Genomic DNA, 15,724 nt, shown 5'->3' on the forward strand with positions numbered 1-15,724 from the left:
CTGAATTTATTTTACGCGTTTCATCTGGAAGCCTACGCGTGGGAAATGCACGACCACTGTCCCAGCCCGTTCATCTTGGCGACGCACGGCCAATTCATTGTCACTGGCAATCACCAGTTCACCCGCGACCGGGTCCAGCGCATAGTCAGTCGGCATGATGACAACCTGCTCACCCAAAGGTATGCCGTGGCTATCAAAAAACTTGCGCCCCTCTATATCAAAACCCTGCGCATTTTTTGCGATATCCAGCGCGTCTGTACTGCTTAAAGTTTCGGACTGATGATGGCCAAAAGCGGCAACCAGATCCATCCACTTCAACAGTTTGGGATATGTGTCAAAGATAGTGCTGATTGCCGGTGCCAAGCGTATCAACCACAATGCCTGGTAGACAGAAAAATCCGCAATGCTGGCTTGTGCCCCCAATAGAAATGGAGTATCACCACTGAGCATATTTTCAAGGCGCCTTAAATATTCAGATAGCTGCCCTTTGGCTTCCCCCAGGCTGGTACGTGGCGCGTTACCACGCATGGCGGTGCGGTCGGCGCTAAAGGCCTGCATTTCTTCCGCACTGATATTGCCGAACAAGGAAGGAATGGCTGCTGGTTGAAATGCGTACGGGATTACCGTCCAGAACAAGGTACTGTCCGCCCATTGCGCCAGGTTGCGCGCCAGGCCGCTGATGGCAGCGGGATATAATGAAGGTGAAGGTACACGCTTCTCCAGCACTTCGGCAATCAGCGAAGTATCGCAATAAACATCCGCGCCAATTTGTAACAGGGGCGTACGTCGATAACCGCCGGTCAATGCCGTCACATCAGGCTTGGGCATGATGGTGGGCACCGTGACTGATTTCCAGTTCAATTGTTTAAAGCCGAAAATCAAACGGATTTTTTCGGAAAACGGGGAAACCGCAAAATGATGAAAGATGATATCGGACATGGTTGCGCTACGCTTTCAGGTTTAAAAATTAGCCTAAATCAGTTTCACCAGTTGCTTGCCGAAATTCTTGCCTTTCAACAGACCGATAAATGCCTCCGGCGCAGCGGCAATTCCTTCAGCGACCGATTCACGGAATTTCAATTTACCCGTCGCGACCAGGCCGCCCAGTTCTTTCAAACCCTGCGGCCACAAATCCATGTGTTCGGAAACGATAAAGCCGCGCATGGTCAAACGCATGGTCAAAAATACGCGGGCATTTTTGATACTCATCTGTTCACCGTTATAACCCGCAATCAAACCGCACAGGGCAATACGACCAAAGGCATTCATACGCGCCAGGCTGGCATCGAAAATATCACCACCGACGTTTTCAAAAACGGCATCAATACCGTCCGGTGTTGCGGCAGCCAGATCAGCTTCCAGATTGCCCGCCTTGTAATCGATACAGGCATCAAAACCCAGTTCATTGACGACATAAGCACATTTATCCACGCCGCCAGCAATACCAACCACGCGACATCCCATCTGTTTGGCCAATTGACCAACCACGCTGCCCACCGCGCCACTGGCAGCCGATACCACGACGGTTTCACCAGCCTTGGGTTGCATGATCTGGGTCAGGCCATACCAGGCTGTCAGGCCAGGCATGCCGACTGAGCCCAGGTAAGCCGACAAGGGAATATGGGTTGTATCGACTTTACGCAACAGCAAGCCATCAGAAACCCCCATTTCTGACCAGCCCAGCATGCCGATGACCTTGTCACCGACATTGAATTTGGCATTCTTGCTGGCGACCACTTCACCGACCGTACCACCTATCATGGTTTCACCGATGACTTGTGGGGCGGCATAACTTTTGGCATCTTCCATACGGCCGCGCATGTAAGGGTCCAGCGACATGTAGTGATTGCGTACCAGTAATTCGCCATCTTTCAGTTCTGGCACAGGCAGAGATTCAAGCCGGAAATTTTCTGGCACAACCTGTCCTTTGGGGCGGGAAGCCAGCACGATACGTTGATACGCAAGTTGAGAATTAGTCGTCATGGTTTACTCATTTCATCAAGTGATTTGCCATCGCCTGAAAGGCGCGGTAAGTGACAGGGTCAGTCGCGCCATTGGCAGCGACGGGATGGGAAGAAAATTTAACGATGACCATTTCGGCCACCGGATCGATATAAATACGCTGCCCATGTATGCCACGGGCTTCAAATGTCTGGTGGCTGTTATGCCCTACCCACCACATATTGCGGTATGAATAACCGGGCAAGGTAGCATAGCCTGCCTTGGCAAACCTGGCCGGGTCAGCGCCTTTGCGTATGTCTTCTACTGCAGCGGCAGGAATGATTTGCTGCCCATTGAATTTGCCATTCAGACGCATCATTTCACCAAAGCGTGCCATATCACGCAGCGTCAGGTTCAAACCACCACCACCCTGCTCGGTACCTACGCTGTCTACCGCAAAATAGGCATCGTTCTCGGTACCCAGTTTTTGCCAGATACGCTCAGATAACAGATCAGACAGATTTTGCCCGCTTGCTCGCCTGAGTATCCAGGCCAGCACCTCCGCATTCACGGTTTTGTAGGCAAAGGCTTCATCATGCCTGCCTTCTTTTTTTAATTTCACCAGGAAATCGTAAAAGGTTTTGGGGCCATCGTAAGTTGGCGCTGTCGGCAGCAAACCGCCTGATCTGGCGTAATCCCAGATTTCTGCCTTGGGGTCAGCATAAACTTCAGAATACTGCACACCTATCGTCATATCCATGACCTGGCGCACCGTAGCATCGCCATAGGCAGTATCTTTCAGTTCAGGAATATATTGCGTAACGGACGCCATGGGATCAAGTTTGCCCTCTGCTGCCAGGCTAGCCGCCAGCGTGCCGACAAAGGATTTGGTGACCGACATTGCAATATGCGGTAAATGTGGCTTGGTAATACCCAGGTAGCGCTCGTAGACGATTTTGCCCTTATGCAGCACCAGTATGCTGTCGGTGTAGGTACGGGCCTGCATGTCGACCCAACTGATGTCGGTGCCCTTTTCATCTGCAAAACGTAACTGATCAAGCTCACCTGGTTTACCTAAGGCCACAGGCAAAGCCGATACCGGCCCTGTCCCATGCCATATATTGCTGGTTGGTCCCAGTTCACGTCCGTGCGAAAACGACCAGCGCGTACGCGGGAACTGATAATTACTGCCATTGGCAAACTTGATGATCTTGTCCGGTGCAGGCGGAAAACCCTGCATCCAGCCCAATTTTTGCGGGTCGCTTGCCTCGGCATCCGGCAAGGCAGTTTGTGCCAAAGACATATTCATGAATGGTCCACCGAGTAATGCTATGACAAGAATGGCAAAGCGGGTCTGCTGCATGTTGGTCTCCATATATTTTTTATTGGACTTGCAGGCACTACTTTTTGACTTCAATCACTACCGTACAGTTTTTTCATATTCTCGCCAGATTTAAGGCGTCGCAGATACTTGAACGTACCCATGGCCTTGGCGATCAGCTTGTCACCATTCCAGACTTCGCCTTCGCAAAAGCACATGGTGGTAGACCGATGAAAAGCCTTGCCACGTGCTTCCATACGGCCACCCGGCACACCACCGGGTTGCAGGAATGTGGTCTTCATCTCTACCGTCACCACGCCCTTCAGATCGCTGCTGAGAGAACGTCCTGCCATTGCCATGACCACATCCAGCATGGTCATGGTGACGCCGCCATGGGCAATTTGCCAGCTGTTCATATGGCGCTCACTCAGATCCAGTGCCAGCCGTGCCTGGCCATTTTCCATCTCCAGAAACTCCACCCCCAAATCATGCAAAAAGGGATTCAGTACCGGTGTTGGCTGGGAAATTGGAAGCGCGGAAGGCGCAGGAGTTTCAGGAAGCGACATGTCTGTCTCCGTCACACCGCAGACACACCGCCGTCCACGGCCAGGGTCTGGCCAGTAATGTGTTTGCCGGCATCGCTGGCGAACAGCATGGCTACGCCTTTCAGGTCTTCATCATCACCGATGCGCTGCAAGGGTGCTTCCTGCGCGAGTTTTTCTTCACCCAGATGTTCGAGTATGCCCTTGGTCATCTTGGATGGAAAAAATCCTGGCGCAATCGCGTTGACGGTAATGCCATGCACACCCCATTCACCAGCTAAAGTGCGGGTGAAGTTGATGACAGCCGCCTTTGAGGTGTTATATGCGATAGTCTGCATGGTGCCAGGCGCATTGCCAGCCAGCCCGGCAATCGAGGCAATATTGATGATGCGGCCATATTTGCGCGGTATCATCGAACGCTTGCCAACTGCCTGCGAGATCAAAAAGATGCTGCGGATATTCAGGTTCATCACCTTGTCCCAGGCATCGACCGGATAATCTTCCGCCGGTGCACCCCAGGTAGCGCCAGCGTTATTGATGAGAATGTCGATATGTCCAAGACGGGCCAGCGCTTCATCCACCAGTGGCTGCACTGCCGCATCTTTCGACAGGTCGGCAGCAATCGCGCTGGCATCGATGCCACGGCTTTTCAGATGCGCTACAGCTTCATCCAGGTCAGATTGCTTGCGTGAAGACAGCACCACTTTGGCACCCTGCTCACCCAAAGCTTCTGCCATTTGCAGGCCAAGGCCGCGTGATCCACCGGTCACCAGTGCGGTCTTGCCGCGCAGATCAAATAACTGTTGTACTGAACGTGTCGCTGTCGTCATGCTAGTCTCCTGTTTTTTTGGTTTGGCAGGATGTCATGTGTACTGATACCGGCACACATGCATCACTGTCTCTTGATAGGGAATGATTAGATAAAAATGTCAGTGGATGAGATTGGATGAGGTGTGCCTCAGAACCAGGCATCCTGCATTTCATAGGTGGTCACATCAATATTGGAAAGCAGATCCAGTTGCGGATGTACACGTGGCAATTCCCAATGGAAGAAATATTTGCAGGCCTGCAACTTACCGGCATAAAAATCCGCATCGTGATGATGTTCCTTGCCCAGACAAAGCAGAGCCTGCTCCAGCCAGATCCAGGCCACCACGGCATGCCCGAACACTTCCAGATACAGCGAGGCATTTGCGAGTGTCTTGTTGGTGTCACCGCAGCCATGCAGTTTCTGTGTTGTCGTTGCCAGCCTTTGCAGTACCCGCGCCAGTGATTTGGTGTAATCCAGCAGTTCAGGATGATGGGTAGCCCGCGTTAAGGTTTTGTGCATGACTTCGCCCAGTGCTTCCAGTGCTGCGCCGTCGTGCATGACGACTTTGCGGCCCAGCAAATCCAGCCCCTGTATGCCGTGCGTGCCTTCATGGATGGGGTTCAGACGGTTGTCACGATAAAATTGCTCGACATTGTATTCGCGTGTATAGCCATAGCCGCCGTGCACCTGTATTGCCAGGTTATTGGCTTCCAGGCACCATTGTGAGGGCCAGGATTTGGCAATAGGCGTCAATATTTCCAGCATCTGCGCCGCATGGATGCGTGCTTCCGGTGTCGTGCCGGTACGTTCTTCATCGACCAGACGGGCACAGAACAAGTTCAGCGCCAAGCCACCTTCCACATAGGTTTTTTGTGCCAGCAGCATGCGCTTGACATCGGTATGCTGGATGATAGGGATTTGCGGTGCGACCGGGTCTTTGTTCAGCGGGGCACGGCCTTGCGGACGATTGCGCGCATAATCCAGCGCATGCAGGTAACCAGTGTACCCCAGCATGACAGCACCCAGGCCAACACCAATGCGCGCCTCATTCATCATGTGGAACATATTGGCCATACCACGATGCAGTGTGCCGACCAGATAGCCAATGGCGCCTGCCTTGCCTTGAGGTTTGAATTTACCTTCACCAAAATTGAGCAGGCAATTGGTGGTGCCACGGTAGCCCATTTTATGGTTCAACCCGGCCAGCACCACATCATTGCGCTCGCCCAGACTACCATCGGAATTGACCAGTTTTTTGGGTACGATGAAAAGTGAGATACCTTTGACGCCAGGTATCAGCTTGCCGTTTTCATCTGGCACCTTGGCCAGCACCAGGTGGACGATGTTTTCGGCCAGTTCATGCTCACCGGCAGATATCCACATCTTGTTACCGGTCAGGCGATAGCTACCATCTTCTTGCGGTTCTGCCCGGGTGACGATGTCCGACAGGCTAGAACCTGCCTGCGGTTCAGACAGACACATGGTGCCAAAGAAACGTCCATCCAGCATGGGTTTGACAAAGGTTTCAATCTGCTCAGGCGTACCGCATTTGAGCAGGGTATTGGCATTGCCTATGGTCAGGAAAGGGTAAGACGAAGTACCGACATTCGCGCCTTTGAAATAGGCAAAACCGGCTTTTTCGACCACGCAGGGCAATTGCATGCCGCCAACATCAAAATCCTGCCCTGCCGCCATCAGACCTGCTTCGCAAAACGCTTTCAGCGCTGTTTTGACTTCTGGAATGATGTGTACAGTTTCGCCATCGAAATGTGGCTCATTCTGGTCATTCTTTTTATTGTGGGTGGCAAATAAATCCGTGGCAATTTGCTCGCAGGTATCCAGCGCCGCATTGAAGGTTTCGCGATTATGATCAGCGAAACGGGGCCTTTGATTCAGTGACTCTACGTTCAGCCATTCATACAGCAAAAAATCGAGGTCGCGGCGAGGAATAATTTTAGATTGCATGATGTTTTTTTGGATGAAAAAATGAAATACCAATCTTGCTCACACCGCCTTGCAAACACAAGGCAGTATGAGCACCCAACATGCTACCCAGCTTAAACCACTTCAAACAATCCCGCTGCACCCTGACCACCGCCAATACACATGGTCACCACGACATATTTCGCACCACGGCGCTTGCCTTCGATCAGGGCATGGCCTGTCAGACGCGCGCCTGACACACCGTAAGGATGGCCAACCGCAATCGCACCGCCGTTGACGTTCAGCTTGTCCATAGGAATGCCGAGTTTGTCTGCGCAATACAATACCTGTACCGCAAAAGCTTCATTCAGTTCCCACAAGCCGATATCTTCGACTTTCAAGCCGGCTTTTTTCAATAATTTTGGAATCGCAAATACCGGGCCTATGCCCATTTCATCCGGTTCACAGCCAGCAATCGCAAATCCACGGAAAATACCCAGTGGTTGCAAGCCCTTTGCTTCGGCCAGTTTGCTGTTCATCAAAATAGCGACCGATGCGCCATCAGAAAACTGGCTGGCATTGCCAGCAGTAATAACACCACCTGGGACGGCAGTACGGATTTTGGATACGCCTTCGAGTGTCGTATCAGCACGTATGCCTTCATCCGCAGAAATGGTGACTTCTTTGGTGACCAACATACCGGTAGCCTTGTCTGCCACACCCATGACCGTAGTCATCGGCACGATTTCAGCATCAAACAAACCGGCAGCCTGTGCCGCAGCAGCGCGCAACTGGCTTTGTACGCCGTATTCATCCTGACGTTCACGCGGAATGCCATAGCGTTTGGCAACAGTCTCTGCTGTTTGCAGCATAGGCCAATACACTTCTGGCTTGTGTTGCTTCAACCAGGTTTCCACGATCATGTGGCTATTGGCTTCATTTTGTACGCAAGAAATGGATTCAACACCGCCTGCTGCATAGATATCGCCTTCACCGGCAATAATACGTTGTGCTGCCAGCGCTATCGTCTGCAAGCCTGATGAGCAAAAACGGTTCACCGTCATACCGGCTGTGGTGACCGGGCAACCACCACGCAAGGCAATCTGACGGGCAATATTGCTGCCGGTCGCGCCTTCTGGCGTGGCACAACCCATGATGACATCTTCCACTTCTGCCGCATCAATCTTGGCGCGCTGAATGGCAGCGTCGAGTACATGTCCGCCCATCGTGGCGCCATGTGTCATATTGAAAGCGCCCTTCCAGGATTTTGCCAGGCCGGTACGTGCGGTGGATACGATAACTGCATCAGACATGTAGATCTCCTATGGTGTAAGTATTTTATAGTGCAGCGCTATTGTGCAACGCTGTAGTGCAGGTATTGCCTGCCGGCATGGCCCGGGACACCGATATTACAAGCATCCCTGTTGCAATCCTGCCCGCCCAAACCCTTCATCAGCATACATTTGCATTCCTGCCTGAACTTGCTCCATCCCGACGACCGATGAAGTCAGTTCAAGCTCAAAAACTAGAATATCACAATTTAGTACGACCGTTCGTAAATTTATTGAATTCCATTTTACGCCCAAATACCGTTATTTATTGAACACCTTATTAATATCATTCGTAAGTTTCTGTAAGTTTCGAGCAAGCGTGCCGTAAGTTTCAACTTGCACACTTTGCTTGCAATAAAAAAATGTTGAAATAATCATCGAATTTTTCCGATCCATTTTCCAGCGCATTTTTATTAAGCACACTTAACTATACTTAAAACAGGAGACAAGCATGGCGACAGCACCTATCGCAACGTCAGGCAGCATGACGGCAGAAGAACGCAAGGTTATCTTTGCGTCTTCGCTGGGCACCGTTTTTGAATGGTACGATTTTTACCTGTACGGCTCACTCGCATCCATTATTGCCAAACAGTTCTTTGCTGGCACTGACCCCAACACCGCGTTCATTTTCGCCCTGCTGGCATTTGCCGCCGGTTTCATTGTCCGTCCTTTCGGCGCCCTGGTGTTTGGTCGCCTTGGAGACATGATAGGTCGTAAATACACCTTCCTGGTCACCATTCTGATCATGGGTGGTTCTACTTTCTGTGTAGGCTTGTTGCCCAACTATGAAAGCATAGGCATTGCCGCACCGGTTATCCTGATCTCCCTGCGTATTCTGCAAGGTCTGGCACTGGGTGGTGAATATGGCGGCGCAGCAACTTATGTGGCAGAACATGCGCCACACGGTAAGCGCGGCTCTTTCACTGCATGGATCCAAACCACAGCGACACTGGGTCTGTTCTTGTCCCTGATGGTGATTCTGGGTACACGTACTGCCATCGGCGAAGAAGAATTCAGCGCCTGGGGCTGGCGTGTTCCTTTCCTGGTATCGGTTTTCCTGCTGGCAATTTCTGTCTGGATCCGTTTGTCCATGAATGAATCCCCTGCTTTCGCCAAAATGAAGGCCGAAGGCAAAACTTCCAAAGCGCCTCTGACAGAATCTTTCGGTCAATGGAAAAACCTGAAAATTGTTATCCTGGCATTGCTGGGACTGACAGCAGGTCAGGCTGTGGTCTGGTACACAGGTCAGTTCTATGCCCTGTTCTTCCTGCAGCAAACCCTGAAAGTCGATGGTGCAACAGCCAATATCCTGATCGCGGCATCCCTGCTCATCGGTACACCGTTCTTCCTTGTATTCGGTTCTCTGTCTGACAAGATCGGCCGCAAACCCATTATCCTGGCAGGCTGCCTGATTGCTGCACTCACCTACTTCCCGATTTTCAGCGCCCTGACACACTATGCCAATCCAGCGCTGGAAGCAGCTCTGAAAAACGCTCCAGTGGTTGTTACAGCTGATCCTGATGATTGCCAGTTCCAGTTCAACCCTACCGGCACGAAGAAATTCACTTCTTCATGCGATATCGTTAAAGCAAAACTGGCTGCTGCATCGGTCAACTACTCAAATGAAGCAGCTCCTGCAGGCACCATCGCTTCCGTCAAAGTCGGCGACAAGGTCATTGCTTCGTACAATGCCAAAGGTTTGCCAAAAGACGAAGCCACTGCCAAAGACAAGGCTTTCTCCAAAGAACTGGCCGACTCCATCAAGGCAGCCGGTTATCCACCTAAAGCAGATCCTGCACAAATCAACAAGCCTATGGTGTTGTTGTTGCTGTTCATCCTGGTGCTGTATGTGACCATGGTATATGGCCCTATCGCTGCCATGCTGGTTGAAATGTTCCCAACCCGTATCCGCTACACATCCATGTCCCTGCCTTACCATATCGGTAACGGCTGGTTTGGTGGCTTGCTGCCAACCACGGCATTTGCGCTGGTGGCATTCAAGGGCGATATTTACTATGGCCTCTGGTACCCTATCGTGATTGCAGTAGCAACCTTCATCATCGGTATGTTGTTCGTCAAGGAAACCAAAGACAACGATATCTATGCAGCGGATTAAACTGCACTGATCAGTACTAAACAGTACTAAAGTCAATCAAATAAAAAGCCCGGCAAACTTCATGTTTGCCGGGCTTTTTCGCATTCGGTCACAAACCAAATTGTTACCAGCTATACCGCATGTCCAGGCGTGCCGCGCCTGCTGTAACCGTCAATTCCGCATCACTGCCCACCACCAGACTGGCTCTGGTGCGTATATGCCCAAAGGGCAAGCCGGTAATGACTGGTATATCAATGATGCTGCGCAGATAAGCCAGCATCGCATCAAAATCATAGCCATTGTCATGCGGGGCCAGCTTGTAAGCAGAAAAATTACCCAGGATGATGGCTTTCTGTTTGTTCAGCACACCGGCAAAATGCAGTTGCAACAGCATGCGCTCAATACGGTAAGGGTGTTCACCAATATCTTCCAGAAACAAAATTCCATCCTGCACTTCGGCCCAGAAAGGTGTGCCCACTGCATGGGTCAGCATGGCCAGATTACCGCCCCACAAGCGCCCGTTCAGTGCTACATCTTCATGCGTAGTCTGGAACTCTACTGTATGGGATGTGTTGCTGATGCTCGCCTTGAATTGTGCCAGGGTATAGTCGCATGGCTGCTCACGGGTAAAATCATCGCACAACATGGGGCCGGCAAGACTGTTACGGTTACGTGCCAGCATCGCCAGATGGATGAGAGTGAAATCGCTATATCCGACAAAGCATTTACCACTATGCGCCAGCAAATCCAGATCAAGATGCGGCATCAGCCGGGACATGCCATAACTGCCACGCAGGGCCATGACGATTTGCACATCCGGGTTTTGGGCAGCTTCATGCATCTGCTGCACGCGTTCAACATCGGTGGCACCAAAGCGTTGGAATTTTTGCGCCGGCTGGTAATAGCTATGTACCTTGAAACCCTGCTCTGCCAGCAATGCCAGCCCGCGCTCTACTGCCACGTCATCCAGAGGAGCACCACTGGGTGCAACAACGGCAATGCCAGGCTGTTCTTTTATCTCTTGCATAGGAATATTGTCAGTGTGGATGAAGACTTGGTCGGCCTGTGTCTGCCTACTTGTATGCTTATTTGTGTGCTTGTGCGCCTGCTCATATGCTGGCACCACCTGCCGCTATTTTCTTTTGCGCCGCCACGGCACGCCTGTGGGCAAAAAAGTCCTTGAGCAAGGCGCCGCACTCTTCCGCCATGACACCCGGCGTCACCTTGGTATGATGATTCAATTGATCGAGATCAAATACATTCAGAAGAGAACCGGCGACACCGGTTTTGGGATCACTGGCACCATAAATGACACGCGCCAGGCGTGCATGCATCATGGCACCGGCACACATCATGCAGGGCTCCAGCGTGACATACAGCTCGCATCCGGGTAGCCGGTAATTGCCTACCACCTCAGCCGCCGCCCGCAATGCCATTATTTCTGCGTGTGCAGTAGGGTCGTGTTTGCCTATAGGCCGGTTATAGCCAGTGGCAATCACCTGGCCATCCCTGACCACAACTGCCCCTACCGGCACCTCAGCTTCACCCCAGGCCAGCCTGGCCTGCTGCAAGGCAAGCTGCATCATCTCCAGATCACGCAATTGCTGCGCGTCCGGCGTGACGGGATGAAGTACGCCAGCCATTATCCGTCTATCTCTGCCCAGCAATTTGGTGTTTCGTACAGTGTTACCTTGGTCAGTTCCAAGGTGCGGCCAAACCTGCCGTGATACACCACCTTCAAAATATCAAAGGCAATTTTTGCCAGGTTTTCCACCGTAGGCACACGATCGATGACCACGGTCTTATGTCCAGGCAGTTTTTCCAGGAAATTCTTGATGATGTAATCCTTCTCGTAGACGATGAAGGAATGGTCCCACAGATTGACCAGATGCTCATTGGCCAATGCCTTGATATCACCAAAATCCATGATCATGCCGTTATCCGACTCGCCATCTTTCTCGACAACCTCACCGGTCAGCGTAATTTGCAGGGTATAGCGGTGACCGTGCAAATTGCGACACTGGCTGCCATGATCAGGAATGCGATGACCTGCATCGAATTCCAATTTTCTGGTAATCGTTAACATGAAAACTCAAGGAATCTGTAATAGTTTATGGGTTTGCAAGCTCAGCTTCCATTGCGGATGCTGTTTGCAGAATTCAATTGCAAGACGCAAATTATCGTCTCTTAAAGGGCCATCCATGGCTTGTACAAAGTAATGTTCAAAATCAAGATTTGCATATGCTGCCATATCCTGCCCAAACTGCGGGATCACGACTTTTAACTCACTACCCTGGCGTACCACCAGTTCTGAGCCCATTTTGGGGCTGACGCAAATCCAGTCCACACCCGCCGGTACCGGCAAGGTCCCATTGGTTTCTATGGCAATTTCAAAACCAGCTGCATGCATGGCATCAATCAGGGCGGCATCCAGTTGCAACAAGGGTTCGCCACCGGTAAACACTACATACTTACTGGCAGTATAGGACAAGGGCCACAAAGCGTTGATCGTAGCAGCCAAGGCTTCTGCTGCCTTGAACTTGCCGCCGCCCTCGCCATTTGTGCCGACAAAATCGGTATCACAGAACTGGCAAACCGCCGTCGATCTGTCCTCTTCCCGCCCCGACCATAAATTGCAGCCAGAAAAACGGCAAAACACTGCCGGGCGCCCGGCATGATTGCCCTCGCCCTGTAGAGTATAAAAAATTTCTTTGACGCTATAAGTCACGTCTTATTCCCGCATGATTGTCAGCAGCGACTTTGAAGGCTGCACAGGCAAGGCTTTTGACAAAGCCGCTCTCTTTTACATTGCATGAAAAATGCAATATATGAAATTTTATCGCGTTTTTGGAACGCAAAAGGGAGACATGATACCACGGAGCAGCTTATTGGCCTTCTGACTTTGGCGCAGCGCTTGCGTAATCAGGCGAGGTTTTTGTATTTTATTATTTAAAAAACATTGAACTCATTCAACAAAAAATAGTTTAACCCGATAACAAACGGGCAAAACAATGGGGGCTTAACGGATGCCCTCATGAGCGACTGCCGACATACAGCCAAATGCATGATGGCAGGCTTCGTGCACGCAACCATGAAACATGGCTTGCGTTGGCTGTATTTTCACGGACAGACAAGTGTCTACTGTCCGAGCGGTGTTCGCTTCCATTTCGCTGTACCATTTAACTCTTTACCGTCGTATTTTTGTCCGCCCACTCCTATAGTGCCAACAAAAAGGTTGTCTGCGCGTTCATTTGAGTGCGCCAGATAAAGACCCTGAATAAAAAAAGCTCCGCTCCATGGTGCATTCTCGGCCCTGGTTGGTTTTTTTATAATGCCGCCACCCACTTTTGGCCGGTCGCTATCGCTTGCCTGATACGACATCCAAAAACTGATTGCATTTTCCTTCACAATTTCGCCGGGTGGTCTGTCAATCTGGGACTCTGCCGTTTTTTGAACCACTTCCTTCATGAATTTATCTTCAAATGAAAGTGCCTTGGGATTACACACGAAATCTCGATTCGTTATCGCAAACTGAATTGTCTGGTTAGGCAGGCAGGGATCAATTAGGGGCCATCCAAGCAGAACGGCTCCAGGCAGAGCAACGCTGCCAGTAAATTGCTCTTTATTCGAAGGAAATCCTTTAATAGCGCCAATAAGACCAATCATGGGCGAGCGTCCTTCCTGGGCAGCAACAGGCCATCGCCAGTGACTGTGAAGCGCATGTGGCGCTCCCGGAGTTGAAGACAGACGATCATACGAACTCCAGAAATGGATATTATCCCAGGTAGTAGGCGCAATCTTCGGCGGAGTATCCTCAGTAAGTGTACCGGGCATGCCCTTTACAAGGCCATAACTGCATATTTCATATTTAACAGGTTTTTCATATCCGGTAAACAATGCGTCCAGGCTCATACCGTAACTCACTTCTCCATCACGAAAAATACCCGCCGATGTTGGTTTGGTGGTGTTTTTTAAACGAGAGATCGCATTTGCCGATGGGTCTGACGCAGATCCGTCATAGACGAAATCAAGACCAACATCCAGTTGATAATCAATGCGAATTTGCTCTATCGCTTTACAGTTGGTATGAAACTCAATTAAGGGAAAAAATCTTGCTGCCTCCAATGTTCCTGTAGGTTCATGTGGCGGATTTTTGCCGTAATTAGTAAACAAATACTTTTGAATAACAACGAGGTACTCATCCTCTTTCAGTGCACTCAGAGCACTGGTCGGTCCAACAAGTATATATGCGGCACTAACATGTCCACACACTGCGGTGTTATGGTAGGGAAACGCTGCGTTTGACGCCTTGGATATTTTTTCTTTTACCTTAGATGGCAGATTTAAATTTTCTACCGAGTTGTAATACACGGCAGGTTTATGCAACGCTTGTTTGCCTTTCGTGTTTGCAGGCTTGGTGTGATCACCACCTATGCTGAAATAGCAGAGCTTGAATTCTGGAGTACCCAGACTCAAGGACTTCCACTCCAGATTACTGGGTGGATAACTCACTTCAGATGTTGACGCCGCTGTTTTAATAAAAATATGATCAGCCGCGACCAACGAAGCCAAGCCATAAAGATCATGGCTAATATGTCGAAGCTTGAGTCCGCCTGGCGGAGGCAGCATGTCATTCCGCACGTCAAGCTCCGTCAACCAGAGCCCCATCAATACTTTGATTTTATGTATGGCGTCATGCGGCATCATGTTGGCCCTTATACCAGCGCTGGTGAAGTGTTGCGGACTGTTCCGCTTTCTGACGCAAACGGAACAATCACTATTTGTCCGGTGTGCGCAGTAAGTTCAAGGACGGTATCAACAACCGACAACAGCACATGAAAGTATCCTGGACCAAGGCGTACACTATTGCCCAAGACATCGCCTGAGACACTTGCATCTGTATTTGCTGACAAATTCAGGATGTTCCATTCGCAGCGAAACGAGCCACTTCCACCAAACACTGCCGCGTCGAGCCTGGCTTGCCCGTCAGCCGGCATAACATCAATGCCCGCAGCCAAAGAAAAGCGTGTTGCCGGAATCAGCACCAGTTCGTCCTCATCCGGAATAGCATAGTTGGGGGCGAGCACTGTTTGATGCGCATCGTCCAGCGCATAGACGAGAATGCTTTTTTGACTGACCTCACCAGACGTATCCTTGAATGCCAGAAGCTCGCAAGGCATGATAGCCCCGGTGAACACCGGAACTTGCAGGCTTACCGACAAGACGCTGCAGCCCTTGCCAATTCCGATGTCACCGACACTGCACAAACGGACGTCCACATAGGCACCCAACAGTGGCGCAAGATGACTGGCGTCACCCAGTTGTTGCGACCTCTCAGAGATTGGAATATCAATCCCAAATTTCACCAGCCAGTGCTCAGGCATGACACCCAAAGTTGCCGGCATTTTGGCGGATGTCATTGATCTAGGGCTTGTTGGAATAAAAAGTGTCAGGCGCGGCGGCAATACACGACGAAGCTGGGTATCAAGTGAAGCCAGAAATTTTACCGCCACATCTTTGGCCTGGTCCGAAGTCATCAGACAGGGAATGGATTGTTCACTGAACAGCAATTGCGTAGAAATCGCGTGACAGTGATTATTGCTATCAATAGTCAGTCGAAATCCATCTCCGGGCGCGACACCCATTGCAGCTTGAAATACAGGTGTCAACACTTTATGAAACTCGTTCAATGCCCCAGTTGTCGCCAGTTGATATGCTTTTACCTGTGTTTTTACCTGCATGATGCGTGTCACCTTGTTT

General features: G+C 50.8%; 14 protein-coding genes. 1 reads left to right on the top strand and 13 read right to left on the bottom strand.

The window, feature by feature from the left end:
• Positions 1 to 6: 6 nt before the first annotated feature.
• The 7 genes from H8L32_RS01675 to H8L32_RS01705 all read right to left on the bottom strand — a co-directional run bounded on the left by H8L32_RS01675 (position 7) and on the right by H8L32_RS01705 (position 7,851).
• Positions 7 to 939 carry a glutathione S-transferase family protein gene (locus H8L32_RS01675; RefSeq protein WP_186945420.1) on the bottom strand — a complete coding sequence of 311 codons (933 nt, stop codon included), beginning with the start codon at positions 937 to 939 and terminating at the stop codon, positions 7 to 9.
• Positions 940 to 972: 33 nt separating this feature from the next.
• Positions 973 to 1,983: an NADP-dependent oxidoreductase gene (locus tag H8L32_RS01680; protein ID WP_186945421.1), complete on the bottom strand. Its 1,011-nt coding sequence runs from the start codon at positions 1,981 to 1,983 to the stop codon at positions 973 to 975.
• Between the two features lie 7 nt (positions 1,984 to 1,990).
• Positions 1,991 to 3,250 (bottom strand): serine hydrolase domain-containing protein, encoded by a 1,260-nt coding sequence (locus H8L32_RS01685; RefSeq protein WP_230412019.1) that lies wholly within the window; start codon positions 3,248 to 3,250, stop codon positions 1,991 to 1,993.
• A 104-nt stretch (positions 3,251 to 3,354) separates the two neighbouring features.
• On the bottom strand, positions 3,355 to 3,828 hold the full coding sequence (locus H8L32_RS01690; RefSeq protein WP_186945423.1) for a PaaI family thioesterase: 474 nt from the start codon (positions 3,826 to 3,828) through the stop codon (positions 3,355 to 3,357).
• Between the two features lie 11 nt (positions 3,829 to 3,839).
• On the bottom strand, positions 3,840 to 4,634 hold the full coding sequence (locus H8L32_RS01695) for an SDR family oxidoreductase (protein WP_186945424.1): 795 nt from the start codon (positions 4,632 to 4,634) through the stop codon (positions 3,840 to 3,842).
• Positions 4,635 to 4,762: 128 nt separating this feature from the next.
• The gene (locus H8L32_RS01700) at positions 4,763 to 6,580 is read right to left on the bottom strand and encodes an acyl-CoA dehydrogenase (protein WP_186945425.1); all 1,818 of its coding nucleotides are present in this window, start codon (positions 6,578 to 6,580) and stop codon (positions 4,763 to 4,765) included.
• Positions 6,581 to 6,672: 92 nt separating this feature from the next.
• Positions 6,673 to 7,851, bottom strand: a complete 1,179-nt coding sequence (locus H8L32_RS01705) for an acetyl-CoA C-acyltransferase (RefSeq protein ID WP_186945426.1) — start codon at positions 7,849 to 7,851, stop codon at positions 6,673 to 6,675.
• A 469-nt stretch (positions 7,852 to 8,320) separates the two neighbouring features.
• On the opposite strand from H8L32_RS01705, the gene H8L32_RS01710 reads away from it, so the two are divergent.
• Positions 8,321 to 9,985 (top strand): MFS transporter, encoded by a 1,665-nt coding sequence (locus H8L32_RS01710; RefSeq protein ID WP_186945427.1) that lies wholly within the window; start codon positions 8,321 to 8,323, stop codon positions 9,983 to 9,985.
• Positions 9,986 to 10,088: 103 nt separating this feature from the next.
• Here H8L32_RS01710 and H8L32_RS01715 read toward each other — a convergent pair whose 3' ends face one another.
• The 6 genes from H8L32_RS01715 to H8L32_RS01740 form a co-directional block, all read right to left on the bottom strand.
• Positions 10,089 to 10,991 (bottom strand): LD-carboxypeptidase, encoded by a 903-nt coding sequence (locus H8L32_RS01715; protein ID WP_186945428.1) that lies wholly within the window; start codon positions 10,989 to 10,991, stop codon positions 10,089 to 10,091.
• Positions 10,992 to 11,073: 82 nt separating this feature from the next.
• Positions 11,074 to 11,607 carry a tRNA adenosine(34) deaminase TadA gene (tadA, locus tag H8L32_RS01720; protein WP_186945429.1) on the bottom strand — a complete coding sequence of 178 codons (534 nt, stop codon included), beginning with the start codon at positions 11,605 to 11,607 and terminating at the stop codon, positions 11,074 to 11,076.
• Positions 11,607 to 12,050 (bottom strand): 6-carboxytetrahydropterin synthase QueD, encoded by a 444-nt coding sequence (gene queD / locus H8L32_RS01725; RefSeq protein WP_186945430.1) that lies wholly within the window; start codon positions 12,048 to 12,050, stop codon positions 11,607 to 11,609. Before queD ends, tadA begins: the two co-directional genes overlap by 1 nt.
• A gap of 6 nt (positions 12,051 to 12,056) precedes the next feature.
• Complete coding sequence (gene queE, locus H8L32_RS01730; RefSeq protein WP_186945431.1) at positions 12,057 to 12,692, bottom strand: 7-carboxy-7-deazaguanine synthase; 636 nt, start codon at positions 12,690 to 12,692, stop codon at positions 12,057 to 12,059.
• A 410-nt stretch (positions 12,693 to 13,102) separates the two neighbouring features.
• A complete protein-coding gene (locus tag H8L32_RS01735) occupies positions 13,103 to 14,668 on the bottom strand; it encodes a hypothetical protein (RefSeq protein WP_186945432.1) in 1,566 nt (521 codons plus the stop codon).
• Between the two features lie 11 nt (positions 14,669 to 14,679).
• Positions 14,680 to 15,705, bottom strand: coding sequence for a hypothetical protein (locus H8L32_RS01740; RefSeq protein WP_186945433.1), 1,026 nt, complete (start codon positions 15,703 to 15,705; stop codon positions 14,680 to 14,682).
• Between the last annotated feature and the right edge of the window lie 19 nt (positions 15,706 to 15,724).

This window comes from Undibacterium hunanense (assembly GCF_014284335.1).
GTDB classification, from domain to species: Bacteria; Pseudomonadota; Gammaproteobacteria; order Burkholderiales; family Burkholderiaceae_D; genus Undibacterium; species Undibacterium hunanense.

Excerpts from the sequence above, each read along its gene's own strand:
- H8L32_RS01735 (WP_186945432.1), bottom strand. The coding sequence starts at position 14,668 with ATGCCGCATGACGCCATACATAAAATCAAAGTATTGATGGGGCTCTGG.
- H8L32_RS01690 (WP_186945423.1), bottom strand. The coding sequence starts at position 3,828 with ATGTCGCTTCCTGAAACTCCTGCGCCTTCCGCGCTTCCAATTTCCCAG.
- H8L32_RS01715 (WP_186945428.1), bottom strand. The coding sequence starts at position 10,991 with ATGCAAGAGATAAAAGAACAGCCTGGCATTGCCGTTGTTGCACCCAGT.
- H8L32_RS01710 (WP_186945427.1), top strand. The coding sequence starts at position 8,321 with ATGGCGACAGCACCTATCGCAACGTCAGGCAGCATGACGGCAGAAGAA.
- tadA (WP_186945429.1), bottom strand. The coding sequence starts at position 11,607 with ATGGCTGGCGTACTTCATCCCGTCACGCCGGACGCGCAGCAATTGCGT.
- queD (WP_186945430.1), bottom strand. The coding sequence starts at position 12,050 with ATGTTAACGATTACCAGAAAATTGGAATTCGATGCAGGTCATCGCATT.
- H8L32_RS01685 (WP_230412019.1), bottom strand. The coding sequence starts at position 3,250 with ATGAATATGTCTTTGGCACAAACTGCCTTGCCGGATGCCGAGGCAAGC.
- H8L32_RS01680 (WP_186945421.1), bottom strand. The coding sequence starts at position 1,983 with ATGACGACTAATTCTCAACTTGCGTATCAACGTATCGTGCTGGCTTCC.
- H8L32_RS01740 (WP_186945433.1), bottom strand. The coding sequence starts at position 15,705 with ATGCAGGTAAAAACACAGGTAAAAGCATATCAACTGGCGACAACTGGG.
- H8L32_RS01700 (WP_186945425.1), bottom strand. The coding sequence starts at position 6,580 with ATGCAATCTAAAATTATTCCTCGCCGCGACCTCGATTTTTTGCTGTAT.
- H8L32_RS01695 (WP_186945424.1), bottom strand. The coding sequence starts at position 4,634 with ATGACGACAGCGACACGTTCAGTACAACAGTTATTTGATCTGCGCGGC.
- H8L32_RS01705 (WP_186945426.1), bottom strand. The coding sequence starts at position 7,851 with ATGTCTGATGCAGTTATCGTATCCACCGCACGTACCGGCCTGGCAAAA.
- H8L32_RS01675 (WP_186945420.1), bottom strand. The coding sequence starts at position 939 with ATGTCCGATATCATCTTTCATCATTTTGCGGTTTCCCCGTTTTCCGAA.